Source organism: Janthinobacterium aestuarii, assembly GCF_051380835.1.
Classification (GTDB): Bacteria; Pseudomonadota; Gammaproteobacteria; order Burkholderiales; family Burkholderiaceae_D; genus Janthinobacterium; species Janthinobacterium aestuarii.
In genome coordinates this window covers 239238-264938 of record NZ_JBNYXU010000009.1, presented here as the reverse complement: position 1 = coordinate 264938, position 25701 = coordinate 239238, and the positions used below count along the sequence as shown (strand labels likewise).

Annotated in this window: 28 protein-coding genes; 17 read left to right on the top strand and 11 right to left on the bottom strand. The window is 63.7% G+C overall.

Features of this window, described 5'->3' with window-relative positions:
* Positions 1 to 87 precede the first annotated feature (87 nt).
* Genes metX through ACQ4WO_RS22785 form a run of 5 tightly spaced genes read left to right on the top strand, consistent with a single transcriptional unit; the run spans position 88 to position 4941 of the window.
* Positions 88 to 1287 (top strand): homoserine O-succinyltransferase MetX, encoded by a 1200-nt coding sequence (gene metX / locus ACQ4WO_RS22805; RefSeq protein ID WP_436483353.1) that lies wholly within the window; start codon positions 88 to 90, stop codon positions 1285 to 1287.
* Complete coding sequence (metW, locus tag ACQ4WO_RS22800) at positions 1284 to 1895, top strand: methionine biosynthesis protein MetW (RefSeq protein ID WP_436483352.1); 612 nt, start codon at positions 1284 to 1286, stop codon at positions 1893 to 1895. Before metX ends, metW begins: the two co-directional genes overlap by 4 nt.
* Complete coding sequence (locus ACQ4WO_RS22795) at positions 1895 to 3154, top strand: AmpG family muropeptide MFS transporter (RefSeq protein ID WP_436483351.1); 1260 nt, start codon at positions 1895 to 1897, stop codon at positions 3152 to 3154. Before metW ends, ACQ4WO_RS22795 begins: the two co-directional genes overlap by 1 nt.
* Positions 3135 to 4037 (top strand): M48 family metallopeptidase, encoded by a 903-nt coding sequence (locus ACQ4WO_RS22790; RefSeq protein ID WP_034749404.1) that lies wholly within the window; start codon positions 3135 to 3137, stop codon positions 4035 to 4037. Before ACQ4WO_RS22795 ends, ACQ4WO_RS22790 begins: the two co-directional genes overlap by 20 nt.
* Before the next feature lies 1 nt (position 4038).
* On the top strand, positions 4039 to 4941 hold the full coding sequence (locus tag ACQ4WO_RS22785) for a pseudouridine synthase (protein WP_436483350.1): 903 nt from the start codon (positions 4039 to 4041) through the stop codon (positions 4939 to 4941).
* 151 nt (positions 4942 to 5092) lie between these two features.
* Here the strand turns inward: ACQ4WO_RS22785 and ACQ4WO_RS22780 are convergent, their stop codons facing one another.
* Complete coding sequence (locus ACQ4WO_RS22780; protein WP_034749399.1) at positions 5093 to 5869, bottom strand: exodeoxyribonuclease III; 777 nt, start codon at positions 5867 to 5869, stop codon at positions 5093 to 5095.
* Between the two features lie 109 nt (positions 5870 to 5978).
* Between ACQ4WO_RS22780 and pyrE the strand changes: the two genes are divergently transcribed.
* Complete coding sequence (pyrE, locus tag ACQ4WO_RS22775) at positions 5979 to 6641, top strand: orotate phosphoribosyltransferase (protein WP_010393161.1); 663 nt, start codon at positions 5979 to 5981, stop codon at positions 6639 to 6641.
* On the opposite strand, the gene ACQ4WO_RS22770 is transcribed toward pyrE, so the two are convergent.
* Positions 6638 to 6892 carry a GNAT family N-acetyltransferase gene (locus tag ACQ4WO_RS22770; protein ID WP_436483349.1) on the bottom strand — a complete coding sequence of 85 codons (255 nt, stop codon included), beginning with the start codon at positions 6890 to 6892 and terminating at the stop codon, positions 6638 to 6640. The two genes, pyrE and ACQ4WO_RS22770, sit on opposite strands and share 4 nt — an antisense overlap.
* Positions 6880 to 7623, bottom strand: a complete 744-nt coding sequence (locus ACQ4WO_RS22765) for a sulfite exporter TauE/SafE family protein (protein WP_436483348.1) — start codon at positions 7621 to 7623, stop codon at positions 6880 to 6882. The genes ACQ4WO_RS22770 and ACQ4WO_RS22765 overlap by 13 nt, the downstream gene beginning before the upstream one ends.
* Positions 7624 to 7749: 126 nt before the next feature.
* On the opposite strand from ACQ4WO_RS22765, the gene ACQ4WO_RS22760 reads away from it, so the two are divergent.
* The 5 genes from ACQ4WO_RS22760 (at position 7750) to ACQ4WO_RS22740 (ending at position 10671) form a co-directional block, all read left to right on the top strand.
* A complete protein-coding gene (locus ACQ4WO_RS22760; protein WP_436483347.1) occupies positions 7750 to 8643 on the top strand; it encodes a LysR family transcriptional regulator in 894 nt (297 codons plus the stop codon).
* A gap of 21 nt (positions 8644 to 8664) precedes the next feature.
* The gene (locus ACQ4WO_RS22755; protein ID WP_436483346.1) at positions 8665 to 9531 is read left to right on the top strand and encodes an alpha/beta fold hydrolase; all 867 of its coding nucleotides are present in this window, start codon (positions 8665 to 8667) and stop codon (positions 9529 to 9531) included.
* Positions 9532 to 9626: 95 nt separating this feature from the next.
* On the top strand, positions 9627 to 9818 hold the full coding sequence (locus ACQ4WO_RS22750) for a YqaE/Pmp3 family membrane protein (protein ID WP_099379993.1): 192 nt from the start codon (positions 9627 to 9629) through the stop codon (positions 9816 to 9818).
* A gap of 59 nt (positions 9819 to 9877) precedes the next feature.
* Positions 9878 to 10342, top strand: coding sequence for a carboxypeptidase regulatory-like domain-containing protein (locus tag ACQ4WO_RS22745; RefSeq protein ID WP_436483345.1), 465 nt, complete (start codon positions 9878 to 9880; stop codon positions 10340 to 10342).
* Positions 10342 to 10671 (top strand): hypothetical protein, encoded by a 330-nt coding sequence (locus ACQ4WO_RS22740; RefSeq protein ID WP_051959363.1) that lies wholly within the window; start codon positions 10342 to 10344, stop codon positions 10669 to 10671. The genes ACQ4WO_RS22745 and ACQ4WO_RS22740 overlap by 1 nt, the downstream gene beginning before the upstream one ends.
* Before the next feature lie 6 nt (positions 10672 to 10677).
* Here ACQ4WO_RS22740 and ACQ4WO_RS22735 read toward each other — a convergent pair whose 3' ends face one another.
* The 6 genes from ACQ4WO_RS22735 to gatC all read right to left on the bottom strand — a co-directional run bounded on the left by ACQ4WO_RS22735 (position 10678) and on the right by gatC (position 16983).
* Entirely contained in the window at positions 10678 to 11715 is a 1038-nt protein-coding gene (locus ACQ4WO_RS22735) for an oxidoreductase (protein ID WP_436483344.1), read from the bottom strand.
* Between the two features lie 97 nt (positions 11716 to 11812).
* Positions 11813 to 13060: a TonB family protein gene (locus ACQ4WO_RS22730; protein WP_436483343.1), complete on the bottom strand. Its 1248-nt coding sequence runs from the start codon at positions 13058 to 13060 to the stop codon at positions 11813 to 11815.
* Entirely contained in the window at positions 13057 to 13440 is a 384-nt protein-coding gene (locus tag ACQ4WO_RS22725) for a BlaI/MecI/CopY family transcriptional regulator (protein WP_046683490.1), read from the bottom strand. Before ACQ4WO_RS22725 ends, ACQ4WO_RS22730 begins: the two co-directional genes overlap by 4 nt.
* 188 nt (positions 13441 to 13628) lie before the next feature.
* Positions 13629 to 15104: an Asp-tRNA(Asn)/Glu-tRNA(Gln) amidotransferase subunit GatB gene (gene gatB, locus ACQ4WO_RS22720; RefSeq protein WP_436483368.1), complete on the bottom strand. Its 1476-nt coding sequence runs from the start codon at positions 15102 to 15104 to the stop codon at positions 13629 to 13631.
* A gap of 38 nt (positions 15105 to 15142) precedes the next feature.
* Positions 15143 to 16627 carry an Asp-tRNA(Asn)/Glu-tRNA(Gln) amidotransferase subunit GatA gene (gatA, locus tag ACQ4WO_RS22715; protein ID WP_436483342.1) on the bottom strand — a complete coding sequence of 495 codons (1485 nt, stop codon included), beginning with the start codon at positions 16625 to 16627 and terminating at the stop codon, positions 15143 to 15145.
* A 53-nt stretch (positions 16628 to 16680) separates the two neighbouring features.
* Positions 16681 to 16983: an Asp-tRNA(Asn)/Glu-tRNA(Gln) amidotransferase subunit GatC gene (gene gatC / locus ACQ4WO_RS22710; protein WP_034749369.1), complete on the bottom strand. Its 303-nt coding sequence runs from the start codon at positions 16981 to 16983 to the stop codon at positions 16681 to 16683.
* Between the two features lie 351 nt (positions 16984 to 17334).
* Between gatC and ACQ4WO_RS22705 the strand changes: the two genes are divergently transcribed.
* The 6 genes from ACQ4WO_RS22705 (at position 17335) to ACQ4WO_RS22680 (ending at position 24189) form a co-directional block, all read left to right on the top strand.
* Complete coding sequence (locus tag ACQ4WO_RS22705) at positions 17335 to 18378, top strand: rod shape-determining protein (RefSeq protein ID WP_010393186.1); 1044 nt, start codon at positions 17335 to 17337, stop codon at positions 18376 to 18378.
* Positions 18379 to 18486: 108 nt separating this feature from the next.
* Positions 18487 to 19533, top strand: coding sequence for a rod shape-determining protein MreC (mreC, locus tag ACQ4WO_RS22700; RefSeq protein ID WP_139091769.1), 1047 nt, complete (start codon positions 18487 to 18489; stop codon positions 19531 to 19533).
* Positions 19530 to 20042 (top strand): rod shape-determining protein MreD, encoded by a 513-nt coding sequence (gene mreD, locus ACQ4WO_RS22695; RefSeq protein WP_034749354.1) that lies wholly within the window; start codon positions 19530 to 19532, stop codon positions 20040 to 20042. The genes mreC and mreD overlap by 4 nt, the downstream gene beginning before the upstream one ends.
* Positions 20043 to 20054: 12 nt before the next feature.
* Positions 20055 to 22022 (top strand): penicillin-binding protein 2, encoded by a 1968-nt coding sequence (gene mrdA, locus ACQ4WO_RS22690; RefSeq protein WP_436483341.1) that lies wholly within the window; start codon positions 20055 to 20057, stop codon positions 22020 to 22022.
* A gap of 8 nt (positions 22023 to 22030) precedes the next feature.
* Positions 22031 to 23146 carry a rod shape-determining protein RodA gene (rodA, locus tag ACQ4WO_RS22685; protein WP_034749348.1) on the top strand — a complete coding sequence of 372 codons (1116 nt, stop codon included), beginning with the start codon at positions 22031 to 22033 and terminating at the stop codon, positions 23144 to 23146.
* Positions 23146 to 24189 (top strand): septal ring lytic transglycosylase RlpA family protein, encoded by a 1044-nt coding sequence (locus ACQ4WO_RS22680; RefSeq protein ID WP_436483340.1) that lies wholly within the window; start codon positions 23146 to 23148, stop codon positions 24187 to 24189. The genes rodA and ACQ4WO_RS22680 overlap by 1 nt, the downstream gene beginning before the upstream one ends.
* 52 nt (positions 24190 to 24241) lie before the next feature.
* Here the strand turns inward: ACQ4WO_RS22680 and ACQ4WO_RS22675 are convergent, their stop codons facing one another.
* Both ACQ4WO_RS22675 and ACQ4WO_RS22670 read right to left on the bottom strand, forming a co-directional pair.
* A complete protein-coding gene (locus ACQ4WO_RS22675; protein ID WP_436483339.1) occupies positions 24242 to 24949 on the bottom strand; it encodes an SPOR domain-containing protein in 708 nt (235 codons plus the stop codon).
* Positions 24943 to 25701: a type III pantothenate kinase gene (locus ACQ4WO_RS22670; RefSeq protein ID WP_436483338.1), complete on the bottom strand. Its 759-nt coding sequence runs from the start codon at positions 25699 to 25701 to the stop codon at positions 24943 to 24945. Before ACQ4WO_RS22670 ends, ACQ4WO_RS22675 begins: the two co-directional genes overlap by 7 nt.

Below are 25701 nucleotides of genomic sequence, written 5' to 3'. Positions count from 1 at the left end.
CTTGATGCGAAAGTTGCAGCACCTATCATCGCGGTGCTGCATCGACCATGGCCCGTGGGGCCGCCCCCCTTTTATAAACCGACACATATGTCATCCATTGGAATCGTTTCGCCGCAAACCATGTATTTTGCGCAACCTCTGCAGCTGCAAAGCGGAGCATCGCTGCGGGACTATATGTTGATGTATGAAACCTACGGCACCCTGAACGCCGACAAATCGAACGCGGTGCTGGTCTGCCACGCCCTGAACGCCTCGCACCACGTGGCCGGCGTCTACGCGGACCAAGCGAAGAGCGCAGGCTGGTGGGACAATATGGTCGGCCCCGGCAAGCCGCTCGACACGGACAAATTCTTCGTCATCGGCGTCAACAACCTCGGCTCCTGCTTCGGTTCGACGGGCCCCATGCACACCAATCCCGCCACCGGCAAGCCGTATGGCGCCGCCTTCCCCGTCGTCACGGTGGAAGACTGGGTCAGCGCGCAGGCGCGCCTGGCCGATGAACTGGGCATCACCGAGTTCGCCGCCGTGATGGGGGGATCCTTGGGCGGCATGCAGGCGCTGGCATGGAGCATCATGTTCCCGGAGCGGCTGCGCCACTGCGTGGTGATCGCCTCGACGGCCAAGCTGTCGGCGCAAAACATCGCCTTCAACGACGTGGCGCGCCAGGCCATCCTGTCCGATCCCGATTACCATGGCGGCGACTTCTATGCGCACGGCGTGGTGCCGAAGAACGGCTTGCGCGTGGCGCGCATGGTGGGCCACATCACGTATCTGTCGAATGACGACATGGCCGAAAAATTCGGCCGCAAGCTGCGCGATGCGGCGCAGACGGGTGACTACAAATTCGGCTTCGGCATCGACTTCGAGATCGAATCGTATTTGCGCTACCAGGGCGACAAGTTCTCCGAATACTTCGACGCCAACACGTATCTCTTGATTACCAAGGCGCTCGATTATTTCGACCCGGCGCGCGCGCATGGCGGCGACCTGGCCAAGGCCCTGTCGGGCACCAAGGCCAAGTTCTTCCTCGCCTCGTTTTCCACCGACTGGCGCTTCTCGCCCGAGCGCAGCCGTGAAATCGTCGAGGCGCTCGTATGCAACCGCCGCCAGGTGACCTATGCCGAGATCGACGCGCCGCACGGCCACGACGCCTTTTTGCTGGAAGACGCGCGCTACATGAACATGGTGCGCGCCTATTATGGCCAGGTATGGAACGACATCGGGGCGGGCTTGCCTGCCGCCGCACAGCACACCGCCGTCCGCCAGGGCGCGAAGGAGACCGCATGACTTTTGACGAATTGAGCGCGCTGCGCCCCGACCTGGCCTTCATCGCCCACTGGGTGCCGAATAACGCGCACGTGCTGGACGTTGGCTGCGGCGAAGGCGTGATGCTGCAGTATTTGCAAAGCGACAAAGAGTGCAGCGGCTACGGCATCGAGATCGCCGACGACAAGGTGCTGGCCAGCACCCGCCGTGGCGTGAACGTGATCCAGCAGGACATGGAAAAGGGTTTGTCGATTTTTGGCGACAACAGTTTTGATACGGTGCTGTGCCTGTCGTCCCTGCAGATGATGACGCAGGTCGAGCCGCTGCTGCGCGACATCGTGCGCGTGGGCGCCGAAGCCATCGTCTCGTTCCCCAACTTCGCCTACTGGCCGCACCGCGTGGCGCTGCTCAAAGGGCGCATGCCCGTGTCGAAATCGCTGCCGTACCAGTGGTACGACACGCCCAACGTGCGCTGCGCCACCATCAACGACTTCCGCGAACTGGCCGAGGAATGCGGCCTGGAAGTGATCGAATGCGTGGCCCTGGCCGAAGGCAAGATGGTCTCCGTGCTGCCGAACCTGCGCGGCGACCTGGCCGTCTTCCGCCTGCGTAAAAAAGCGGTGCATTGATGAGCAAAAGCCCGGCGCCTGGCTGGCGTTCCTATGCCAACGGCCGCATGCTGGCCGTGCTGGTGCTGGGCTTCAGTTCCGGCCTGCCCCTGTTTATCCTGCTGTACCTGCTGCAGGCATGGCTGGCCAAGTCGGGCTTGAACGTCAAGGCGCTGGGACTGTTCGCGTTGGTGCAGTTCCCGTACATCTGGAAATTCCTGTGGGCGCCGCTGATGGACCGCTATCGCATCCTGGGACTGGGACGCCGGCGCGGCTGGATGGCGCTCACGCAAGTGGCGCTGTTCTTTTCCATCGGCGGCATGGGCATGCTGGACCCGCTCACGCAGATCGGCCTGATCGCGGCGGCTGCCGGCGGCGTAGCCTTTCTGTCGGCCAGCCAGGATATCGTCATCGACGCCTACCGGCGCGAAATCCTCAGCGATAACGAGCAGGGCCTGGGCGCGGCCGTCATCGTCAATGCGTATAAAGTGGCGGGCATGGTGCCGGGCGCGCTTTCGCTGATCCTGGCCGACCGCATGCCGTGGCAACCCGTCTTCTGGATCACGGCCGCCTTCATGCTGCCGGGGTTTGTCTGCACCCTGCTGATCAAGGAACCCACCGTGTACGGCTCGCCGCCGAAGACCATGCGCGAAGCGATCATCTTGCCGTTCCAGGAATTCATCGCGCGCGATGGCTGGCGTAACGCAATGTGGATCCTTGCCTTCGTACTACTCTACAAAATCGGCGACAGCATGGCCACGGCGCTGGCGACGAAGTTCTATCTGGACCTGGGTTTCAGCATGACGCAGATCGGCCTGGCCGCCAACACCACGGGTTTCTGGGCCAGCCTGGCCGGTGGCGTGGTGGGCGGCGTGTGGATGCTCAAGCTGGGCATCAACCGGGGCCTGTGGGTGTTTGGCGCGCTGCAGGCGGTCGCCATTCTCGGATTCGCCTGGCTGGCGCAGGTGGGGCCGAATACCATGCTGCTCAGCGCCGTGATCGGTTTTGAAGCCTTCGCCAGCCTGGGCCTGGGCGCGGCGGCCTTTGTCGCGTTCCTGTCGCGCAGCACGGACCCGCGTTACACTGCCACGCAATATGCCTTGTTTTCCAGCCTCAGTGCCGTGCCGCGCACCCTGATCAATGCCTCGGTGGGCTTTCTGGTCGCCGAGCTGGGCTGGTTCTCGTTTTTCATCGTGTGCTTCTTCCTGGCCTTCCCGGCCATGATGATGCTGCCTAAAATCGCTCCATGGAGGTCTGCCAATGGCACCAATATCCCTTAAACGTTACGCCGTCCTGGCCAGCCTGTGCGCGGCCACCGCGCTGTCGTCCCTGTCCGCCCACGCCCAGCAGGCGACGGTCCAGGATGGCATCAAGGTACGCCCCCTGTCGACTTCGCGCATTTTTGCCGGCGGCGCCGACTTCAATGAACAATCGAAGCAGCAATATACGCAGCTGGTCAACGAGGCGAAGGAAAAAAATGCGCTGGTACCCGACAGCGATCCGCAAGTCAAACGCCTGCGCGCCATCGCCCAGCGCATCATCCCGTTCGCCACGCGCTGGAACGAGGCGTCGGCCAACTGGAACTGGCAAGTCAATCTGCTCAATTCCGACCAGGTTAATGCTTTTTGCATGCCGGGCGGGCAGATCGCTTTTTACAGCGGCATCATCACCAAGCTGAATCTGACCGACGACGAAGTGGCCATCGTCATGGGCCATGAGATTTCCCACGCCTTGCGCGAACACTCGCAGGCGCAGGCCGGCAAGGGCAACCTGGCCGCCGTGGGCGCCAAGCTGGCCGGCGCCGGTCTGTCGGCCTGGCTCGGCGTCGATCCTAGCATCACCAGTACCGCCACGAATATGGCGGCGCAGGGTGTGATGCTGAAGTTTTCGCGCGACGATGAGCGCGAGGCGGACCTGATCGGCATGGACCTGGCCGCGCGCGCCGGCTTCGACCCGCGCGCCGGCGTCATCCTGTGGCAGAAAATGGCGGCCGTGAGCAAGGGCGCGCCGCCGGAATTCCTCTCGACGCACCCGTCGGGCAAGGACCGCATCTCGCAGATGAACAGCCACATGGCGCAAGTGCTGCCGCTGTACGCGCGCAGCAAGGGCGTCAGCGTGGACGCTTTGCCGCCGTACCGCAGCAACGCCATCGCGCAGCGCTAGGATGCCGGCCCGTCACGCCGCCGCACCCTTGCCCATGCGCGACGGCGTGGCGCCCAGCTACCTGTGGCTGCCGGAAGGGCAGTGGCCCGACATGCTGTCGTTCCTGCTCGAGCGCTATCCGCAGATCAGCGCCGCGCAATGGCAGGACCGCATGGCGCGCGGCGAAGTGGTCGATGGCGACGGCGCCGTGCTTTGCCCCGGCAGCGCGTACCGGCGCGGCATGCGCATTTTTTACTACCGCGAGCTGGAACGGGAAACGCCGATCCCCTTCCAGGAAGAGATACTGTTCCAGGACGAACACCTGGTGGTGGTCGACAAGCCGCATTTCCTGCCCATGACGCCGGCCGGGCGCTTCGTGCAGGAGACCTTGCTGACGCGCCTGAAGAAAAAGCTGGACTGCGCCGAGCTGACGCCGATCCACCGCCTCGACCGAGAGACGGCTGGCGTGGTGATTTTTTCGCGCCAGGTAGCCAGTCGCGGCGCCTATCAGTCGCTGTTCCAGCGCCGCGAAGTGCGCAAGACGTACGAGGCGCTGGCGCCCGTGCTGGCGGGGCGCGATTTTCCGTTTACCTATCGCAGCCGCATGGTCGAGGGCGCGCAGTTTTTCCTCATGCGCGAAGAGGCGGGCGAGCCGAATTCGGAAACCATCATCGAGGTGATCGAAGAGCGCGGCATTGTCGCCCTGTATCGGCTGCAGCCGCACACGGGCCGCAAGCACCAGCTGCGCGTGCACCTGGCCGCGCTGGGCATTCCCATCGTCAACGATGCGTTTTATCCGGTGGCGCGGCCGTGCAAGGAAGACGACATGTCGCAGCCCTTGCAGCTGCTGGCGCGGGCCATCGATTTCACGGACCCGTTGACGGGCGAGCCGCGCCATTTTGAAAGCCGGCGCATGCTCGGGTAATCCGACGCCACCACTGGCGCGGCCAACAATGTTGTCGGATGACGGTCCTGCGGCCCTCGGCGGCCCCACCTGATCCGACCTACGGTAGAGCAGGCGTAGGTCGGCTTAGCGCGAAGCGCGTAAGCCGACACCACCCGCGACGTGTCAAAGATCAGCCCTTGATCGTGTAATCGATGATCAGGGGCGCATGGTCGGAAAAACGCTCATCCTTGTAGACGCTGACCGTGTGCGCCTGGGCCGCGATGCCGGGGGTGGCGACGTGGTAGTCGATGCGCCAGCCCACGTTTTTCGCGTAGGCTTGTCCGCGGTTGCTCCACCACGTGTACTGGTCTTCGCGCTTGTCCAGGCCGCGGTGCACGTCGACGAAGCCCACTTCGTCGAAGACGCGCGTCAGCCAGGCCCGTTCCTCTGGCAGGAAGCCGGAATTCTTCTTGTTGCCCTTCCAGTTCTTCAGGTCGATTTCATGGTGGGCGATGTTCCAGTCGCCGCAGATGACCACTTCGCGTCCCAGCGCCTTCAATTCGAGCAAATGCGGCAGGAACAGTTCCATGAAGCGGAACTTGGCTTCCTGGCGTTCCGGCCCGGACGAGCCGGACGGGCAGTACACGGAAATGACGGACAGGTTGCCAAAATCGCAGCGTACGTAGCGGCCTTCGGCGTCGAATTCAGGGCTGCCGAAACCGATATGCACGGCGTCCGGCTCGACCTTGCTGTACACGCCAGTGCCCGAATAGCCTTTTTTCTCGGCGTAGTGGAAATGGCCATGGTAACCGTGCGGATTGAGGAATTCCGGCGTCATGTCGGGCAGCTGCGCCTTCAATTCCTGCACGCAGATGAAATCGGCCGTCTGCGTGCCCATCCAGTTGAAAAAGCCTTTTTTGGCGGCGGAACGGATACCGTTCAGATTGGCGGAAATAATTTTTGGCATAGGTCGAGAGTGAAAAGGGCGTTGTACGGGGCCGGCGGGCGCGGCATGGCGATTGTCTCGCCGGTGCGCGCGGATTAAAATACAGGCACTTTTAAAAAATGAGGCTAATGTGAATAATTTACGCCAGCAGTTTATCGCGTTTTCAGTATCCAAGGGAGTCTTGCGGTTCGGCGAGTTCACCACCAAGGCCGGACGTCAGTCGCCGTACTTCTTCAATGCGGGCCTGTTCCACGACGGCGCCACCCTGGCCGAGCTGGCGCAGTTCTACGCGCAAACCCTGCTCGATTCGGGCGTGGAATTCGACATGCTGTTCGGCCCCGCCTACAAGGGCATCACCCTGGCGTCGGCCACCGCCGTGGCGCTGGCCGGCAAGGGCCGCAACACCTCGTTCGCCTTTAACCGCAAGGAAGCCAAGGACCATGGCGAAGGCGGCACCATCGTCGGCGCCAAGCTGCATGGCAAAGTCGTCATCATTGACGATGTGATCTCGGCCGGCACCTCGGTGCGTGAATCGGTGGACATGATACGCGCCGCCGGCGCCGAGCCATGCGCCGTGCTGATCGCCCTGGACCGCATGGAGCGTTCCGGCCCGGACGGCCAGCTGTCGCCAAGTTCGGCCGTACAGGAAGTGTCGAAACAGTATGGCATCCCCGTCATCTCGATCGGCAACCTGGACGATCTGTTCGGTTACCTGAATGGCGCGGGCGCCGATCCGGAACTGCTCAAATATAAAGAAGCCGTCTCCGCATACCGCAATCGGTATGGTATTTAAGTCGTCCTCTCCAGCAGCGCCCGCAGCCGCGGGTCGCTGCAGGCCGTGGCAGCTTGCGGGTGGCATTGCAACAACCGCCGCAACAGTGCGCCGCCGATGCCGCGCCGGCGGAACGGCGGTTTCACGAACAGCATGTTCACCGCCACTTCATTGGCGTGTCGGCTGATGTCGAGCATGGCCACCTGCTGGCCGTCGATCCACGCGCATAGCGCGTTGTCCCCTTGCCAGTCTATCTGCATCACGTCAGCCATGGTTTCAACGCCGCATGCAGGCCCAGGGCGAACAGCCCGGCAAAAAAGCACCGCTTGAATACCTGCTGCGCGATGCGTCCGCGCAGCCATTGACCGGCCAGCATGCCGGCCAGCGCCGGCAGCAGCGCATACGCGGAGGTCCAGGCCGCGCCGAGGCTGAAGTTGCCGTGCAGGGCCAGGCTGGCCGCCAGCGCCACGGTCGATGCCGTAAACGCCAGGCCCAGCGCCTGCACCAGCGCATCGCGCGCCAGCCCCAGTCCCTGCAGATAGGGCACGGCGGGGATGACGAAGACGCCGGTGGCGGCCGTCACCAGCCCCGTTGCGGCGCCCGCGACGGGCCCCAGCCACGCTTCGTGCCGCGCCGGCACGCGCAACTGCAGCGAGAACAGTCCCGCCAGCGCATACAGCATCAGCGCCACGCCCAGCGCGACGACGGCCCAGGTGCCGCTGTCTTGCGGCAGCAGGGCGCCACCCGCCAGAGTGCCGGCCATGACGGCCGCCAGTATGGGCCACAAACGGCGCAGCAGGGCGCGCAGGCCGGGGCCGGCCGCCAGCTGCCACACGTTCGTCACCATCGATGGCACGATCAGCAGGGCGGCCGCCTGCACGGGCGGCATGACGAGGCTGAGCGTACCCATGGCCACCGTCGGCAAGCCGAGTCCGACTACGCCCTTGACGAAGCCAGCGGCGAGAAAACTGGCGCCGACGGCCAGCAGAAATGACGTCTCCATTTTTTCTATTCCACAGTGATTTTGCGTGGATTCTGCGCTTGCCCGGGGATTTCGCCAAGGCGGATTATTTTGAGTCAGCCTTAGTCAAATACGAAGGCTGCTAAGATGGCGAAAAGGAGAGCCGCCATGCGCTTTGATCTGGTCGATTTGCAGCTGTTTGTCAACGTGGTGGAGGCGGGCAGCCTGACGGCGGGCGCCGCGCGCAGCCATCTCGCATTGGCGTCGAGCAGCGCGCGTGTGCGCGGCATGGAAGAGATGCTGGGCATGCCCTTGCTGCTGCGCGGTCGGCGTGGCGTGGAGCCGACACCAGTGGGCCAGACCTTGCTCCATCACGCGCGCCTGGTGCTGCTGCAAATGGAGAAAATGCGCGGCGAACTTGGCGAATTTGCGCGCGGCTTGAAAGGGCAGTTGCGGCTGCTGTGCAATACGGCCGCGCTCAGCGAATTTTTGCCCGAGGCGCTGGGCGCATTTCTCGACCGCCATCCGAACCTGACCATCGACCTGGAAGAGCGCCTCAGTTACGATATCGTCAAGGCCGTCTCGGAAGGGCTGGCCGACATGGGCATCGTGTCCGACTCGGTCGACATGCGCGGCTTGCAGACGTTTTTGTTTCGCCCCGACCGGCTGGTGGTCATCGCGGCGGCCGACGGCGTGCACCACCGCGTGCTGGGCCAGGATGGTGTCGTCGAGTTCTCCACGGTGCTGGATCACGATTTCATCGGTCTGGCCGACGACAGCGCGATGCAGCAGTACCTGGGCATGCATGCAGCGCGCTTGGGACGCCCCTTGAAGGTGCGCGTGCGGCTGCGCAGCTTCGATGCCGTCTGCCGCATGGTGGCCAGCGGCGTGGGCATCAGCGTCGTGCCGCTGGCGGCGGCCAGCCGCTGCCAGCAGACGATGGCGCTGCGCTGCCTGGAATTATCCGATCCCTGGTCGGTACGCAATCTCACGATCTGCGTGCGCCAGTTCAGTGAATTACCCCTGTATGCGCGCCAGTTGATCGATCATCTGAAGGCGTGACAGGGCATGACAGGAGCAACGATGCGTTTTTCGGAAGACAAGATGGCCAGCCTGCTGTGCAGCGACCAGGTCGAGCGGCCCATCCACATCTGGCAGCCCGAGCATCCCCGCGCTGTGATCCTGGCGATCCACGGCGGCATGGCGCATGCGGGCGACTACGTCACGCCGGCGCTGACCTTCCGCCAGCACGGCATCGCCACCGTCAGCTTCGACATGGTGGGCCACGATGGCCAGCGCAAGGTGGACATTCCTTCGTTCGACACCTTCCTCGACGACGAGGAGCTGTTCCTCGCCTGGGTCAAACAGACGTATCCGGGCTTGCCCGTGTTCGTCATGGGCCACTCGATGGGCGGCCTGATCGCCACGCATTTGGGGTTGCGGCGCTTCGCGGGCGACCCGGCCATCAAGGGTTTTATTATCTCGTCGCCGTATTACGTGAATGCGATACCCGTGCCGAAGGTGCTGCAGATGCTGTCGGGCTGGCTGGCGCAGCGATTCCCCACGATGAAGGTGCCGCTGGGGAACCTGACCATGCTGCTCACGCACGATCAAACCATCACCGCGCGCCATTTCCAGGATGAGCGCGACGGCATCCGCGCCAGCGCGGCGTCGGTGCGCTTCGCCCATGCCTTGACGTCGGCGCAAAAGGAGCTGGCGGGCGGCTTGTCGGACTGGCGCTTCCCCCTGTTCGCCGTGGTGGCAGGCGACGACAAGCTGGCCGACAGCCGCGCCACGGAAAGCATGCTGCGCAGCGTGCCCGATGGCCTGCTCGACTATCACTACTATCCGGCCAATTATCACGAGAACTTCAATGAAGTGAACCGCGACGTCATCTTTGCCGCCATCCTGGCCTGGATGGAAAAACTGCTGGCGTCCGTAGCGCCTTGAGGGGCCAGTATCGTTATAATCGGTTTAACTAAATTTACCGCCGGCGAATGCCGGCCCGGTCCCCGCGGCACAGGGGAATACTCAAGGAACGAACGATGCGCTTGCTGATTGCCCTGATACTCCCGTGGCTGACCTTTTTCACGATCGGCCGCCCGATCGCCGGCATCATTTGCCTGATCCTGCAAATCACCTTGATCGGCTGGCTGCCAGCGACGATCTGGGCCGTGTACTCGCTGAGCCAGTACAAGACGGACCAGAAGATCGCCGAGGCCATGCGCCGGCGCTAACCTAAGACTGGCCTAAGCTGCGCTTCCTATCTTGATTCAACCGACATGAGGAGAGTGAGATGGCACCAGACAGACGCGGTACCTTGAACCTGGCGGCGGCAATGCTGGCCGCCGGGCTGTTGCTGGGAAGTGCGGCGCAGGCCCAAACCGACGGCGCACTGCCGCCTGTGCAGAAGAGCGGGGCGGTGGAATACCTGAGCGGCGGCATCGGCCTCGACGAATCGACGGCCATCAAGAGCGCCAGCCGGCATTGGCCCTTGAGCCTCGTGTTTTCCGTGCAGGCGGCGGACAAGGCAGAATTTGCTTCCGACGTGAAGCTGGAAATACGCGACGCCAAGGGCGCGCCGGTGCTGGAAACGACGGCCAGCGGACCGTTCCTGCTGGCGAAACTGGCACCGGGCAGCTACAGCCTGCGCGCCACCCTGGCAGGCAAGACATTGGAACGCAAGGTGCAGGTCAAGGCGGGATCGTCCGCGCGCGTGGAGCTGGTCTGGCCGGCGGGAACGAATCAAGGTAAATCCTGATGGCTGGCGACGGCAAGGCGCCTGAACAGGGCTTGTCGGCGCGGGGCCTGTCGGCGCATATCCTGCCCACGTCGGCGACCATGGTCGGCGTGTGCATGACGGTGCTGTCGATCGGGCACCTGGCGCCGCGCGGCGAGGTGCGCGTGGCCATCGACAAGCTGCTTGCTGTCGATGCCATCGTCTTTCTCGTCAGCGCAGTGCTCTCGTTCATGTCGCTGCGCCCCGGCCAGTCGCGCTTGCGCTACGAATGGTGGGGCGAGCTGCTGTTCATCTGCGGCCTGGCCCTGCTGGCGCTGGGCGCCGTGGTGCTGGCCTTTGTCATCAACTGAACCCGATCAACTGACCTTGAGCACGCGCCCTTCGGCGGCGCTTTGCAGCGCCAGTTCGATCAGGCGTATTGTCGCCGCCGCATCTTCGGCTGCCACGGGCGCCGCTGCGCCGTGGCGGATGGCGTCGGCCATGCCCTGGTAAAAGTCCTGGTAGCGGCCTGCCTGCATGTCGAGGTGTTCACAATGTCCGTCCGGCTGCGTGTCCAGGTGCAGCGCGCCGCGCACGGGATCGACACCCCAGCCGGGCTGGCCCGGCCTGCCGCCTGCCTTCAGGGCGTCTTCCTGCGGGTCGAGGCCAAACTTCACGAAACTGCCCTTGTCGCCATGCACGGCGAAGCGCGCCGTCGGCGCCTTCACCAGGCAACCCGCTTGCAGCACCACGCGCAGCCGGTCGTAGTACAAAACGATGTGCATGTAGTCGACGGCTTGCGCGCCATCACGCTGCAGGACGATATCGGCGTACAGTTTTTCCGGCTGGCCGAACAGCTGCATGGCCTGGTCCAGCATGTGCGGGCCCAGGTCGTACAGCAAGCCGCCACCCGGCGCGCCGGACTCGCGCCAGCGCTGGCGGATCTCGGGGCGGAAGCGGTCGAAGTGCGATTCGACGCTGGCGATGCGGCCCAGGGTGCCTTGTGCCAGCAGTGCTTTCAGGGTCAGGAAATCGCCATCCCAGCGCCGGTTGTGGTACACGCTGAGCACCAGCTTGCGTTCTTTCGCCAGCGCGATCAGGCTCTGCGCCTCGGCACTGGAAATGGTGAATGGCTTGTCGACCACCACGTGCTTGCCCGCTTGCAGGGCCGCCTGCGCCAGGCTGAAATGCGCTTCGTTGGGCGCGGCGATGACGACCAGTTCGATCGATGGATCGGCAAACAGCTGCGCGGGTTCCGCATACACGGTCGCGTGCGGCCAATCCTTGTGCACGAGCTCCGGCTTGCTCGAGGCGACGGCAGTCAGTTCCAGGGCATCGATGGTGGACAGGACGGGAGCGTGGAAGGTGGAGCCGGCAAAGCCGTAGCCGACGAGGCCGGTTTTGATCTTGTTCATGGCGTGTTCACAGGTGCGTGGAAGAATCCATGATCATACCCGCAAGCGGGCGGCGGCAACGCTGCTGCGATGTTGCTGCGCTGCCGCCGCCCGGACATTACTTCAGACTCCAGACGTATTGCACCTTGACGCTGGCGCCGACAGGCTTGCCGCCAGCGAGGGCCGGCTTGAACGTGCACTTGGCGATGCCGGTGCGCGCCGCTTCGTCGAGGGCCGGATGGCCGCTGCTTTTGACCACGCTCGAGCCCATTACCTTGCCGGTGGCATTCACGTCGAAGGACATGGTGACCGTGCCCTCTTCCTTCGCCTGCAGTGATGCGGCTGGCCAGGCCGGTTTGCCGCAGACGCCAAAGTCGACGATGGGGCGGCGTTCCAGCACGGGCGCGCTGTCGGCGGCGACGGCCTGGCCGTAGATGCCGAGGCAGGCGCCGGCCAGGGCCAGCAGCGGCACGGCCGCCTTCCAGTTCAGGGTGTGTGGTGCGGGGCGCAGCAATCGTTTGATACGTGACATAAGATCTCCTCCGTTGGCCGCCTGGGCCAGGTGGTGGGTTGAGAACTGGAGGCGTTCCAGTTCCGAGAGTGCAAGAGCCAGACGCCGCGGTTCGCCCAGTTGTCTTGCTGCGAAATCATCTGCAATGTGTTCGCGCTCGAGGCGCACGCCGCGTGAAATCCACCAGACGGCAGGGTGGAAGAACAGCAGCGCCTCGATGGCGTTTTGCAGCAGGTTGATCAGATAATCGTGGCGCCGGACGTGCGCCAGTTCGTGCGCCAGCAGCGCGTCGAGCAGGTGCGGCGGCATGCCGGTCAACAGCGCGGCGGGCACCAGCACCATGGGGCGCCAGATGCCGGCGGTGAGCGGGCTGGCGATGTTGTCGAGCACGCGCAGCCGCACGGGCCGCGTCACGCCGGCATCGTGCGCCATGCGCGACAGCCTGGTCTGCAGTTGGCCATGCGTGGCGCCCGTGTTCCTTGCGCTGCGCTCTATCCACAGCATGCCCAGCGCCATGCGCACGGCCAGCACGGCGGCGCATAGCGCCCACACGCCGACGACGGCGCGCAGCAGCAGGTCCAGGTCGGGCAGGCTGTCGGGCGCCAGCAGGGCGGCGGGCAGCAAGGCGCTGGAGTACAAGGCGCCTGTCACATCGCCGCCGGCCAGACGCAGATACAAGCCTGCCGCCGGCCATGCCAGGCAGGCCAGCAGGGCGCCGCAACCGACGGCGTAGCGCGCCTCCGGACGCGCATTGCGCAGGGCTGCCCGCGCCAGCGCCGTGGCGCAGCCGATCAGCAAGCCTTGCCACAGGAAGTGCAGCAGGGTCCAGCCCAGTGCTGGCACGAAGCCGCTCATGACTGATCGTCCTTGAGCATTTTTTCGATTTCCTCGCGTTCGGCGCGCGACACGCCCGTGCGCAGCGCCGCCAGCACCAGCGCCTTGGCCGAACCGGCAAAGGCCTTCTGCATCAATTCCTTGAGCAGATTCGTCTGCAGGCTGTCCTGCGCCTGCGCCGGCGCATACACGTGCGAGCGCTGACTTTCGTCGCGGATCAGCAAGCCCTTGCCGTGCATGATCTGCATCAGGCGCAGCACGGTGCCATACGTGATGGCCGGCTTGGCCAGCGCCATCGCCTCGTGCACCTGCTTGGCCGTGGCGGCGCCCAGCGGCCACAGCGCCTGCAGCAGATCGAGTTCGGCTGCCGTCGGTTTCGGAATGTCGTGCGTCTTGGCCATGCGGTTTTCCTCTTGCCTGAAATTCAATAAGGCTAGATTAAACCTTGTAGACAAAAATGTATACTTTAATTTTAATAAGCCTTCAAACGCCTTTCAGTACGGAGGAAAAGTCTAGACAAGGCTGTTTATAAGTGATGTGCGCAGGCGAAAAAAAAGACGCCGCAGCGTCTTTTTTTAGGCGAGGGGAGTTATCCCGCCAGCTTGGCCTTCAGCAGCTCCGTCAGCTGGGCCGGGTTGGCCTTGCCTTTGGAGGCTTTCATGGCCTGGCCGATCAGCGCATTGATGGCCGCTTCCTTGCCGGCGCGGTACTGCTCCACCGACTTGGCGTTCGCCGCCAGCACTTCGTCGACGATGGCTTCCAGGGCACCTGAGTCCGAGATCTGTTTCAGACCCTTGGCATCGATGATGGTGTCGACCAGGTTTTCGTCGCTGGATTTCGCTTCCCACATGCCGGCGAAGACTTCTTTCGCCGCCTTGTTCGAGATCGTGCCGTCGGCGATGCGCTTGAGCATGGCGGCCAGCTGCGCGGCGGAGACGGGGGCGTCGTCCAGGTCCACGCCTTCGCGGTTCAGGGTCGACGAGACGTCGCCCATCAGCCAGTTGGCGGCGGCCTTGGCGTTTTCCTTGCCGGCTTTGTCGACCACGGCGACGAAATAGGTGGCCATGGATTTCGACTGCGTCAGCACCAGCGCATCGTAGTCCGGCAGCGCGTATTCGCTGATGAAACGCGCGCGCATGGCGGCCGGCAGTTCCGGCATCGAGGCCTTGACCGTATCGATCCACGCTTGCGAGATGACCAGTGGCGGCAAGTCAGGGTCCGGGAAGTAGCGGTAATCCTGCGCGTCTTCCTTGCTGCGCATTTCGCGCGTTTCCTTGCGGTCCGGATCGTACAGGCGCGTCGCTTGCACGACCTTGCCGCCGTCTTCGATCAGTTCGATCTGGCGGCGTACTTCGACGTGCACGGCTTCTTCGATGAAGCGGAAGGAGTTCAGGTTCTTGATTTCGCAGCGGGTGCCGAATTCCTTCTGGCCGACGGGGCGCACGGAGACGTTGACGTCGCAGCGGAACGAACCTTCCTGCATGTTGCCGTCGCAAACGCCCAGCCACATGACCAGCGAGTGCAGCGCCTTGGCGTAAGCCACGGCTTCGGCGGCGCTGCGGATTTCCGGTTCCGAGACGATTTCCAGCAGCGGCGTGCCGGCGCGGTTCAAGTCGATGCCGCTCATGCCCGCGTAGTCTTCATGCAGCGACTTGCCGGCGTCTTCTTCCAGATGGGCACGCGTCAGGTTCACCGTCTTGGTGACGAATTCGCCATCTTTTTCGTAGCCGAAGGTCAGGGTGCCGCCGATGACGACGGGGTCTTCGAACTGGCTGATCTGGTAGCCCTTGGGCGAATCCGGATAAAAATAGTTTTTGCGCGCGAAGACCGAGTGCGGCGCGACGGTGGCGCCCACGGCCAGGCCGAAGCGGATCGCGCGGTCGACGGCCTGCTTGTTCATCACGGGCAGCACGCCTGGCAGGGCCAGGTCGACAGGACTTGCCTGCGTGTTGGCGTCGGCGCCGTACTTGATCGGCGAACCGCTGAAAATTTTGGATTCGGTCGTGAGCTGCACGTGGTTCTCAAGACCGATGACGACTTCCCATTGCATAGTGTTCTCGCTTATTTTTTGGTGGCGCCGCCTGGGCGGCGCGTCTGTTCTTATTAAATACCGGCAGGGCTGCGCGTATGCCAGTCCGTCACTTGCTGGAACTGGTGGGCGACGTTCAGCAGCTTCGCTTCGCCAAAATAATTGCCGATGATTTGCAGGCCGACGGGGCGCTTGCCGTTTTTCTCGCCTTCACCGAAACCGCATGGTATCGACATGCCGGGCAGGCCGGCCAGGCTGGTCGACAAGGTGTAGATGTCGGCCAGGTAGTTCGCCACCGGGTCGTCCGTCTTGTCGCCCAGGTCCCAGGCGACGGTCGGCGCGACCGGCCCCATGATGACGTCGCAGACGGCGTCCGGGCCATTCAGGACGGCGTCGAAATCCTGCGCGATCAGGCGGCGGATCTTTTGCGCCTTCAGGTAGTAGGCGTCGTAATAGCCGTGGCACAGCACATAGGTGCCGACCATGATGCGGCGCTGCACTTCCGGGCCGAAGCCCTGGGCGCGCGACTTCTTGTACATGTCCTGCAAGTCCTTGTACTCGGTGGCGCGGTGGCCATAGCGCACGCCATCGTAGCGCGACAGGTTTGACGACGCTTCGGCCGGGGCGATCATGTAGTAGGCGGGAATCGACAGGGCCGTATTCGGCAGCGAGATGTCGACCAGGGTGGCGCCCAGCTTTTCATACTGCGCCAGCGCGCCGCGCACGGCCGCTTCCACGTCCTTGGCCAGGCCTTCGCCGAAGTATTCGCGCGGCACGCCGATGCGCAAACCCGTGAGGGGTTGATCGAGGTCGCGCGAAAAATCTTCCGCCACGCCGCCCTGTTCCGGCGACAGGCTGGTCGAATCGCGCTCGTCGAAGCCGGCCATGGCACTCAAGAGCAGGGCGCAGTCTTCGGCCGAGCGGGCCATCGGGCCGCCCTGGTCCAGCGACGAGGCAAAGGCGATCATGCCGAAGCGCGAGACGCGGCCATACGTCGGCTTGATGCCGGTGATGCCGCAAAAAGCGGCTGGCTGGCGGATCGAGCCGCCCGTGTCGGTGCCGGTGGCCGCCGGCGTCAGGCCGGCCGCCACGGCGGCGGCCGAGCCGCCCGACGAGCCGCCTGGCACGGCGTGCTTGTCCCAGGGGTTCTGCACGGCGCCGAAAGCCGAATTCTCATTGCCGGAGCCCATGGCGAATTCGTCGCAATTGACTTTGCCCAAAGTGACCATGCCGGCCGCCTGGAATTTTTCCACCACGGTGGCGTCAAACGGGCTGGCGTAGTTGGCCAGCATTTTCGAGCCGGCCGTCGTGCGCCAGCCTTTCGTGACGAACAAGTCCTTGTGCGCGATCGGCACGCCCGTCAATGGCGTGGCCGTGCCGGCGGCGATACGCGCGTCCGCTTCGGCAGCTTGCGCCAGGGTCAGGGCACGGTCGACGTGCAAGAAGGCGTTCGAGTTGTCCGCTTCGATGCGGTCGAGGAAATGCGTCGCCAGCGCAACGGCGGAAATTTCCTTGTTCTGCAAAAGCGTGGACAGCTGTTTGATGGATTTTGTATGCATGGCGTTTCTATTTTGATATTCGGCAAAAAGGCGGGAACAACGCAACGGCGTGTTTATTCGATGACCTTGGGAACGAGATAGAGTCCATCCTGTACCTTCGGCGCCACGGCCTGGTAGGCGTCGCGGCGGTTCTGTTCCGTGGCCAGGTCTTCGCGCAGGCGCAGGGCGATATTGTCCATGTGGGCGGCCAGCGGGTGGCTCAGGGGCGCCACGCCATCGGTATTGACGGCTTGCATTTGTTCGGCGAGTGCAAAAATCTTGTTCAATTGGGCCAAAGACGTGACGGCCTGGTCGTCGGCCATTTCAAGTTGGGCCAGGTGGGCGATGCGTTTTACGTCGGAGAGTGTCAGGGACATGGCGAATGGCGCGGAGTGCCGCGCATTAGTATTAAGTTGGCGTTTTGATAAAACGCGGGTATTTACTGCTATTTTGCTCACAAAAATCGAGGAATGCCGCGTAACTCGCGGCTGCAAGAGTCGCACTTTTCCATGGTTTTTGAGCAAATCGCATTCAAATTATAAGGTAGAATGGCGGGTTAATGCGTTGCCGGCGCTGATGGACCGCTGCCGCAGCATAGAAAAGATTGCGCAAGCGCCAAGCGAAACCCGAAAAAATCGCCTCCATGGATTTTCAGGGTGCCTGAAAGCGCCCGCTTTGAAACTCCCCATAAACAGCTTTTGCGCAGCTCGATGCGCTACAGGACACTCATGTTTGGTTTTTTACGCAGGTATATCTCCACCGATCTGGCCATTGACTTGGGCACGGCCAACACCCTTATTTATGTACGCGGCCTCGGTATCGTCCTGGACGAGCCATCCGTCGTCGCCATCCGCCAGGAAGGCGGTCCGAATGGCAAGAAGACCATTCAGGCAGTCGGCAAGGAAGCCAAGCAGATGCTGGGCAAGGTGCCGGGCAATATCGAAGCAATCCGTCCGATGAAAGATGGCGTGATCGCCGACTTCACCGTGACCGAACAAATGCTCAAGCAATTCATCCGCATGGTGCACGACTCGAAATTCTTCCGTCCATCGCCGCGCATCATCATTTGCGTGCCTTGCGGTTCGACCCAGGTCGAGCGCCGCGCGATCCGCGAATCGGCCCTGGGCGCCGGCGCTTCGCAGGTGTACCTGATCGAAGAACCGATGGCTGCGGCCATCGGCGCGGGCTTGCCCGTGTCGGAAGCGACCGGTTCGATGGTGGTCGACATCGGCGGCGGTACCACGGAAGTGGGCATCATCTCGCTGGGCGGCATGGTCTACAAGGGTTCCGTGCGCGTGGGCGGCGACAAATTCGATGAAGCCATCGTCAACTACATCCGCCGCAACTACGGCATGCTGATCGGCGAACAGACGGCCGAAGCCATCAAGAAAGCCATCGGTTCGGCTTTCCCTGGTTCGGAAGTGAAGGAAATGGAAGTCAAGGGCCGCAACCTGTCCGAAGGCATCCCGCGTTCGTTCACCATCTCCAGCAACGAGATCCTCGAAGCGCTGACCGACCCGCTGAACAACATCGTCTCGGCCGTGAAAAACGCGCTGGAACAGACGCCGCCGGAACTGGGCGCCGACATCGCCGAAAAAGGCATGATGCTGACGGGCGGCGGCGCACTGCTGCGCGACCTGGATCGCCTGCTGATGGAGGAAACCGGCCTGCCGGTGCTGGTGGCCGAGGATCCGCTCACCTGCGTGGTGCGCGGTTCCGGGATGGCACTGGAACGTATGGACAAGCTCGGCTCGATCTTCTCCTACGAATAATCTGACAGAAGGGCCGGAAACCAATCCGGCCTTTTTTTGGTTTTGGCGTCGGCGTTTGACCGGGGCCTGCACGTTGGCGCACTGCGCCTGGCCTGATCATTGGAAGTCATGGAATACAGTCCTCCGCCACTTTTCAAACAAGGCGCCTCCGCCCGCGTCAAGATGATGGTGTTCGCCGGCATTTCTATCGCCCTGCTGCTGGTCGATTCGCGCATGCACGCGCTGACGGCCGTGCGCCAGGCAGTCGGCACCGTGCTGTATCCGGTGCAGATGGCGGCCCTGGTGCCGCGCGACGTGGCGCTTGGCGTCGGCAATTACTTTTCTTCGCTGTCCGCCCTGGAAAAACAGGTGCGCGACCTGAAGCACGAACAGATCGCCTCGGCGCAGATCCTGCAGCAGGCGCAGCTCAACATCGTTGAAAACAACCATTTGCGCAAGCTGATGGAAGCGCGCGAGCGCGTCCCCGTCAAGACCATGATGGCCGAAGTGCTGTACGACACGCGCGATTCGGCCACGCGCAAGATCGTGCTCGATCGCGGTATCCAGCATGGCGTGGAACTGGGCCGCCCCGTGATCGACAACCTCGGTGTGGTGGGACAGGTCACGCGCGTGTTCCCGTTTACTTCCGAAGTGACCTTGCTGACCGATGAAGAGCAGGCCATTCCCGTGCAGCTGCTGCGCAATGGCGTGCGCAGCGTGGCCATCGGCCGCGGCAAGTCCGGCACCATGGAGCTGCGCTTCACGGCCCCCAGCGCCGACATCCAGATCGGCGACATTGTCATTACCTCGGGCCTCGACGGCCTGTACCCGGCTGGCCTGGCCGTGGCGCGCGTGACCCTGGTCGAGCGCAATGCGCATGGCCCGTTCGGCCGCGTCGTGTGCCAGCCGCTGGCCGGCATCGAACGCAACACCCAGCTGCTCATTTTGATGACGTCGCCCGAGATTCCGCCGCGTCCGCCCGCTGAGGAAGTCAAGACGGGCCGCAAGATCGCCGGCAAGATGGCGCCAATCAAGGACCCTGCCAAGGAGGCTGCCGCTGCGGCAGCGCCTGCCGCCAAGCCGCCTGCCGCCAATGCGGCTGCGCCCGCGCCCGCAAAACCTGCTACGCCAGCGCCCGCACCAGCCGCCGTGCCACCGAAGGAAGCGACACGATGAACCGCCCGCATTACATCCTGCTGCCGGTCAGCCCCCTGTTCATCGGCTTTTCCCTGCTGTGCGCTTTTCTGCTGAACCTGCTGCCGTGGGGGCAGTTCGTCGGCGTGCCCGATTTCGTCGCCCTGGTGCTGGTCTTCTGGGGCATCCACCAGCCGCGCAAGGTCGGCATCGGCGTGGCCTTCTTCATGGGCCTGATGATGGACGTGCACGACTCGACCCTGCTGGGCGAGAATGCGCTGGCCTATACCTTGCTGTCGTATTTCGCCATCATGATGCACCGCCGCGTGCTGTGGTTCCCCATCATGACGCAGGCGCTGCACGTGCTGCCGCTGCTGCTGCTGACGCAGGCGCTGCAATTGCTGACGCGCTTGATCGTCTCGGGCCGCTTCCCCGGCTGGCTCAATTTCATCGAGAGCTTCGTCGCCGTCGCCCTGTGGCCCATCGTCACGTGGATCTTGCTCGCGCCGCAGCGCCGCGCCGTGGACCGCGACCATAACCGGCCGATCTGACGAGCGCTTGCCATGACTGAACTCAAGAACACCGAGCGCGAACTGCATTTTTTCCGCATGCGCCTGACCATCCTGGGCGCGCTCGTCTTCGTCTGCTTTTCGCTGCTGCTGGCGCGCTTCATCTGGCTGCAGGTGATCAAGCACGAGGACTATGCGACCAAGGCTGAAGACAACCGCATCGCCGTGGTGCCCATCGTGCCCACGCGGGGCCTGATCCTCGACCGCAACGGCGTGGTCCTGGCGCGTAATTACTCGGCCTATACGCTGGAAATCACGCCGTCGAAACTCAGCGCCAGCCTCGATTCCGTGATCGACGAGCTGTCGACCCTGGTGCAGATCGACATCAAGGACCGCCGCCGCTTCAAGAAGCTGCTGGAAGAATCGAAGAACTTCGTCAGCGTGCCGCTGCGCACGCGTTTGACGGACGAAGAAGTGGCGCGCTTCACGGCGCAGCGTTTCCGCTTCCCCGGCGTCGAGGTGCAGGCGCGATTGTTCCGCCAGTATCCGATGGGCGAAGTGGCCTCGCACGTGGTGGGCTTCATCGGCCGCATCAACCGCAATGAATCCAAGGCGCTGGAAGAGGGCGAGGACGCGGCCAACTACAATGGCACCGACCATATCGGCAAGGAAGGCCTGGAAAAAAGCTACGAAAAGCAGCTGCACGGCACCACCGGCTACGAAGAAGTGGAAGTGTCGGCCGGCGGGCGCGCCATGCGCACCTTGTCGCGCACGGCGGCCACCCCCGGCAACAACCTGATCCTGTCGATCGACATCGAACTGCAAAAAGTGGTCGAGGAAGCGTTCGGCGAATGGCGCGGCGCGGCCGTGGCCATCGACCCGGCCACGGGCGACATCCTCGCCTACGTGTCCAAGCCCGGCTACGACCCGAATCTGTTCGTCGACGGCATCGACCAGCAAAGCTGGAACGAACTCAATACCTCGCTGGACCGGCCGATGGTCAACCGTCCCCTGTCCGGCACCTACGCGCCCGGCTCGACTTTCAAGCCATTCATGGCGCTGGCCGCACTGGAACTGGGCAAGCGTACGCCGAGCCAGTCGATTTCCGATCCCGGTTTCTTCATCCTCGGCGGGCACACCTTCCGCGACGACAAGGTGGGCGGCCATGGCACGGTGGACATGCACAAATCCATCGTCGTCTCGTGCAACACCTATTACTATCAGCTGGGCCGCGACATGGGCATCGACGCCATTCACGACTTCATGAAGCCGTTCGGCTTCGGCCAGCTGACGGGCATCGACCTGAATAACGAAAAGACGGGCGTGCTGCCGTCGACGGAATGGAAGCGCAACCGCTTCAAGACGCCGCAGCAGAAAAAATGGGTGGGCGGCGACACGATTTCGGTGAGTAACGGCTCCGGCTACAATTCCTACACGCCGCTGCAGATCGCCCACGCGACAGCCAACCTGGCCAATAACGGCGTGGTGATGAAGCCGCATCTGGTGAAGATCATCGAAGACGCGGCCACGCGTGCGCGTACATTGACGGTGCCCAAGGAAAGCTACCGCATTCCGCTCAAGCAGGAAAACATCGACACCATCAAGCGCGCCATGGTGGGCGTGACGAGCGAGCAGGGCGGCACGGCCGCGCGCATCTTCACCGGCGTGCAGTACACGGTGGGCGGCAAGACGGGTACGGCGCAGGTGGTGGGCATCAAGAAAAACGAGAAGTACAATGCCAAGCTGCTGGCCGAGCGCCTGCGCGACAACGCCCTGTTTACGGCCTTCGCGCCGGCCGACAAGCCGCGTATCGCGATCGCCATCGTGGTGGAAAACGCGGGCTTCGGCGCCGGCGTGGCCGCTCCGATCGCGCGCAAGGCGCTCGACTACTACCTGCTGGGCAAGCGCCCGAGCGACAAGGAAAAGGACACCACCAAGGTGCCCAAGGAAGATGTCGACGAAGTGCGCACCCTGGAAGAAATCACGGACGAGCAGGCCGCCCCGGCACCTGCCAGGCAATAAGGAAGCACATGCCCATTAACGAGAGGCGCTCGCTGTGGCGGCGCGCCAAACCCTACCTGGCGGTGTTCGATCCGCCGCTGATGATCATCATCCTGATGCTGCTCAGTACCAGCTTGCTGACCCTGTATTCGGCCAGCATCGGCATCCCCGGCAAGATCGAGGATCACCTGCGCAACATCCTGCTGTGCTTTTTCGTCATGTGGGTGGCGGCCAACGTCACGCCGCAGATGATGATGCGCATCGCCGTGCCCGTGTACACGGTATCGGTGATCCTGCTGGTGGCCGTGGCGCTGTTCGGCACCATCAAGCTCGGTGCGCGGCGCTGGCTGCATATCGGCGTGATCGATATCCAGCCGTCCGAATTCCTGAAGATCGCCACGCCGCTGATGCTGGCCTGGTTCTTCCAGCATAATGCGGGCGCCCTGCGCTGGAAGTCGTTCCTGATGGCGGCCGTGCTGCTGCTGGTGCCCGTCTACCTGATCGCGCGCCAGCCCGACCTGGGCACGGCGCTGCTGGTGGTGGCGGCCGGCTTTACCGTCATCTTCCTGGCCGGCCTGTCGTGGAAGGTGCTGGCCGGCTTGCTGATCACCTTTGTTTCCTGCCTGCCGATCGCCTGGTCGCACCTGCATGATTACCAGCGCGACCGCGTGATGATGCTGATCGACCCGACCAAGGACCCGCTGGGCAAGGGCTTCCATATCATCCAGTCCATCATCGCCATCGGTTCCGGCGGCATGACGGGCAAGGGCTGGACGCACGGCACGCAGGCCCACCTGGAATTCGTTCCGGAGCGCACGACCGATTTTATTTTTGCCGTATATTCCGAGGAATTCGGCCTGGTCGGTAACTTGATCCTGATGCTGATGTATTTGCTGCTGGTGGGACGGGGGATGATGATCGCCGCCAACGCCCCCAGTTTTTTCACTCGCCTGCTGGCAGGAGCGATAACTATGATTTTCTTTACGTACGCCTTTGTAAACATGGGCATGGTCAGCGGCATCGTGCCGGTGGTCGGCGTCCCCCTCCCATTCCTCAGCTATGGCGGCACCGCGCTGCTGACCCTGGGCGTGGCCACCGGTATCCTGATGAGTATTCAGCGCCACCGCAAGCTGGTGCAGACCTGATGCGGGCGCCTTTCGACATCTTCGCCATGCGCGGATTGAGCCTGGCGGTCTTGCTGACCCTGGCCGCCTGCGGCACCACGCCGCAAAAGCCCGCATCGAATAACGTGCCGCTGCCATCCGGCGGCAAGGTCAAGGTGCCCGTGCGCCAGGATCCCACCTTGCCGGTATTGCCGGCGGCCGGCTCCGGGCGCGGCGGCTACTATAAGGATGACGGTCCGGGCGACAATCCGCCCGCCAACCTGCGCGACGTGCCCGATGCGGAAGTGCGCAACGAGCCGTATTCGACGCGCTCGAACCGCCCGTATGTCGTCTTCGGCAAGACCTACACGCCGATCACCGACAACGAACCGTTCAAGCAGAAGGGCACGGGCACCTGGTATGGCAAGAAGTTCCATGGCCAGCGTACCTCGTCGGGCGAAATCTACGATATGTACAAGATGACGGCGGCCCACCCGACCTTGCCGATTCCATCGTATGCGCGCGTGACGAGCATCGACAGCGGCCAGCAGGTGATCGTGCGCATCAACGACCGCGGCCCGTTCCACGCCACGCGCGTCATCGACGTGTCCTATACGGCGGCGCTGAAACTGGGCTTCCTGGGCAAGGGCAGCCACCAGGTGGTCGTCGAGCGCCTGCTGCCGGCCGATATCGATGCCATTCTGGCGGCCCGTGCGGCGCCAAAGCCGGTGCCGTCGGTGGTGGCCATTTCCATCGATACGCCCGTGGAAACGGGCGCTGTGGTGCAGCCGGAAGTGGCGTCGCAGATGCTGCCCGTCGATGCGACGGTGGCGATGCCTGCTCCGGCGGCGCTGGCCAGCGGCTTCTATTTGCAGCTGGGCGCCTACTCGCGCGCCGACAATGCGGAATCGGGGCGTTCGCGCCTGGCGCCGTACGCGGCAGCCTTGGGTACGCTGGGCGTGGTGCAGGCAGGTAACCTGTTTCGCCTGTACGGCGGACCGTTCTCCAGCCGTGCCGAGGCGGCACGTGCGGCGGCGAATTTGCCGGAATCGACGGGCATCAAGCCCATCGTCATCGAAAGATAAGCGTAGGCCGGATGAGGCGCAAGGCACCGTAACCCGACGCAATTGTCAGCAGTCATTTACAGGAGCGCAGTTCCTGCTCCGGGAACTGCGCCTTGATTTTCTCCAGCCGTGCGCGCGTGGCCGCGTCGAGGTCGCGGAACTGGTAAGCGAATTGCTTGCTGGCGCTGTAGCGCGGCGCGACGCGGGCGCTGTGCACACCCTGTTTGTTGAGCATTGCCAGCTGGCTTTGCGCGCTCGTTTCCGACTTGAATACGCCCAGTGAAATGCCCCAGCGCAGCGGGCTGCTTTCGTTCATGATGAAGTAATTCGTCACGCCCAGCTGCTTCAATTCGCCGGCCTTGCGGTCGGCGCCTTCCTTGCTGCCCTGCGGCGGGATATACACCATGTAGCTGGAAATGTCCTGGCCGGCCACGTTGCGGCGCGACTGGCGGTCGCCCAGGTCCAGCGCCGCCGCTTGCGCTTCGAAGCGGCGGCCGTCGGCCAGCAGGAAATTGCCCACTTCCGTGCACGCATACGATGGCGGCGCCGCTGGTGCTGCCGCTGCCGCTGGTGCTGCCGCTGCCGCGCCTTCGGCTGCTGGTAGCGCGACAGGCGCCGTGGCCTGCTCCTGCGTCAGCAAGGTGAGCTTGCTCGCCTGCAGCTGGTTTTTCAGGCGCGCCGGTTCGCGCGTCTCGGTGCGAAAACTGCCCAGATAACCCTGGCCGATGGCCAGCACCAGCAGGTTGACGCCGGCCAGCAGCCCGAAGACGAATTTCAGCATACGTGGTTTCCTTGTGTTCCTGCGGCCCCGGCGCGCGCGGCCGCCTGCAGGCCGATCATGACGATATTATCGACCAGGTGCAGCGGTACCGCCAGCGCCAGGGCCGGTGCGATGCGCGGTGCGGCACCGCCAGACAGCAGGCAGGCGCTGGCGCCGTGCATGCGCACGGCGCGTTCGATGGCCCCCGCCTGCGCGGCCAGGCAGCCGGAGAGGATGGCATCGTCCGTGTTGTCGGCAAAGCCGGCCGGCAGCATGGCGTCGCTGGCGATTTGCGGCAGCTGCGCCGTGTTGCGCGCCAGCGAACTGGCCATCAGTCCCAGTCCCGGCAAGATCATCCCGCCGAGGAAAACGCCATCGGCCGTGATGGCGTCGATGGTGGTGGCCGTGCCGCAATTGGCGACGATGACGGCCTGGCCAGGCGCCAGCGCCTGCGCGCCGATGGCGGCGGCAAAGCGGTCGCAGCCCAGCTGCGACGGCGCGCGGTAGCCGTTCGTGAGGCCCGCCAGCTGCGGCAGCGAGGTAAAGTTACGCGGCGCGACCGGCAGCATGGCGCGCAGGCGCGTGCCGATATTGGCGCCCGCCACGTTCGACAGCAGCGCCTCATGGATGGCCAGTTGCGCCCATTGCGCGGCCAGGGTGTCGATCTGCGCATGCGCGACGGCGCCGCTGGCCAGCCAGCCGCCAGCGGCACTGTCGGCGGCCACGAGTGCCCATTTGATGCGCGTGTTGCCGGCGTCGATCAGCAGCAGCAT

Excerpts from the sequence above, each read along its gene's own strand:
- metX (WP_436483353.1), top strand. The coding sequence starts at position 88 with ATGTCATCCATTGGAATCGTTTCGCCGCAAACCATGTATTTTGCGCAA.
- metW (WP_436483352.1), top strand. The coding sequence starts at position 1,284 with ATGACTTTTGACGAATTGAGCGCGCTGCGCCCCGACCTGGCCTTCATC.
- ACQ4WO_RS22795 (WP_436483351.1), top strand. The coding sequence starts at position 1,895 with ATGAGCAAAAGCCCGGCGCCTGGCTGGCGTTCCTATGCCAACGGCCGC.
- ACQ4WO_RS22790 (WP_034749404.1), top strand. The coding sequence starts at position 3,135 with ATGGCACCAATATCCCTTAAACGTTACGCCGTCCTGGCCAGCCTGTGC.
- ACQ4WO_RS22785 (WP_436483350.1), top strand. The coding sequence starts at position 4,039 with ATGCCGGCCCGTCACGCCGCCGCACCCTTGCCCATGCGCGACGGCGTG.
- ACQ4WO_RS22780 (WP_034749399.1), bottom strand. The coding sequence starts at position 5,869 with ATGCCAAAAATTATTTCCGCCAATCTGAACGGTATCCGTTCCGCCGCC.
- ACQ4WO_RS22770 (WP_436483349.1), bottom strand. The coding sequence starts at position 6,892 with ATGGCTGACGTGATGCAGATAGACTGGCAAGGGGACAACGCGCTATGC.
- ACQ4WO_RS22765 (WP_436483348.1), bottom strand. The coding sequence starts at position 7,623 with ATGGAGACGTCATTTCTGCTGGCCGTCGGCGCCAGTTTTCTCGCCGCT.
- ACQ4WO_RS22760 (WP_436483347.1), top strand. The coding sequence starts at position 7,750 with ATGCGCTTTGATCTGGTCGATTTGCAGCTGTTTGTCAACGTGGTGGAG.
- ACQ4WO_RS22755 (WP_436483346.1), top strand. The coding sequence starts at position 8,665 with ATGCGTTTTTCGGAAGACAAGATGGCCAGCCTGCTGTGCAGCGACCAG.
- ACQ4WO_RS22750 (WP_099379993.1), top strand. The coding sequence starts at position 9,627 with ATGCGCTTGCTGATTGCCCTGATACTCCCGTGGCTGACCTTTTTCACG.
- ACQ4WO_RS22745 (WP_436483345.1), top strand. The coding sequence starts at position 9,878 with ATGGCACCAGACAGACGCGGTACCTTGAACCTGGCGGCGGCAATGCTG.
- ACQ4WO_RS22740 (WP_051959363.1), top strand. The coding sequence starts at position 10,342 with ATGGCTGGCGACGGCAAGGCGCCTGAACAGGGCTTGTCGGCGCGGGGC.
- ACQ4WO_RS22735 (WP_436483344.1), bottom strand. The coding sequence starts at position 11,715 with ATGAACAAGATCAAAACCGGCCTCGTCGGCTACGGCTTTGCCGGCTCC.
- ACQ4WO_RS22730 (WP_436483343.1), bottom strand. The coding sequence starts at position 13,060 with ATGAGCGGCTTCGTGCCAGCACTGGGCTGGACCCTGCTGCACTTCCTG.
- ACQ4WO_RS22725 (WP_046683490.1), bottom strand. The coding sequence starts at position 13,440 with ATGGCCAAGACGCACGACATTCCGAAACCGACGGCAGCCGAACTCGAT.
- gatA (WP_436483342.1), bottom strand. The coding sequence starts at position 16,627 with ATGCATACAAAATCCATCAAACAGCTGTCCACGCTTTTGCAGAACAAG.
- gatC (WP_034749369.1), bottom strand. The coding sequence starts at position 16,983 with ATGTCCCTGACACTCTCCGACGTAAAACGCATCGCCCACCTGGCCCAA.
- ACQ4WO_RS22705 (WP_010393186.1), top strand. The coding sequence starts at position 17,335 with ATGTTTGGTTTTTTACGCAGGTATATCTCCACCGATCTGGCCATTGAC.
- mreC (WP_139091769.1), top strand. The coding sequence starts at position 18,487 with ATGGAATACAGTCCTCCGCCACTTTTCAAACAAGGCGCCTCCGCCCGC.
- mreD (WP_034749354.1), top strand. The coding sequence starts at position 19,530 with ATGAACCGCCCGCATTACATCCTGCTGCCGGTCAGCCCCCTGTTCATC.
- mrdA (WP_436483341.1), top strand. The coding sequence starts at position 20,055 with ATGACTGAACTCAAGAACACCGAGCGCGAACTGCATTTTTTCCGCATG.
- rodA (WP_034749348.1), top strand. The coding sequence starts at position 22,031 with ATGCCCATTAACGAGAGGCGCTCGCTGTGGCGGCGCGCCAAACCCTAC.
- ACQ4WO_RS22680 (WP_436483340.1), top strand. The coding sequence starts at position 23,146 with ATGCGGGCGCCTTTCGACATCTTCGCCATGCGCGGATTGAGCCTGGCG.
- ACQ4WO_RS22675 (WP_436483339.1), bottom strand. The coding sequence starts at position 24,949 with ATGCTGAAATTCGTCTTCGGGCTGCTGGCCGGCGTCAACCTGCTGGTG.
- ACQ4WO_RS22670 (WP_436483338.1), bottom strand. The coding sequence starts at position 25,701 with ATGCTGCTGCTGATCGACGCCGGCAACACGCGCATCAAATGGGCACTC.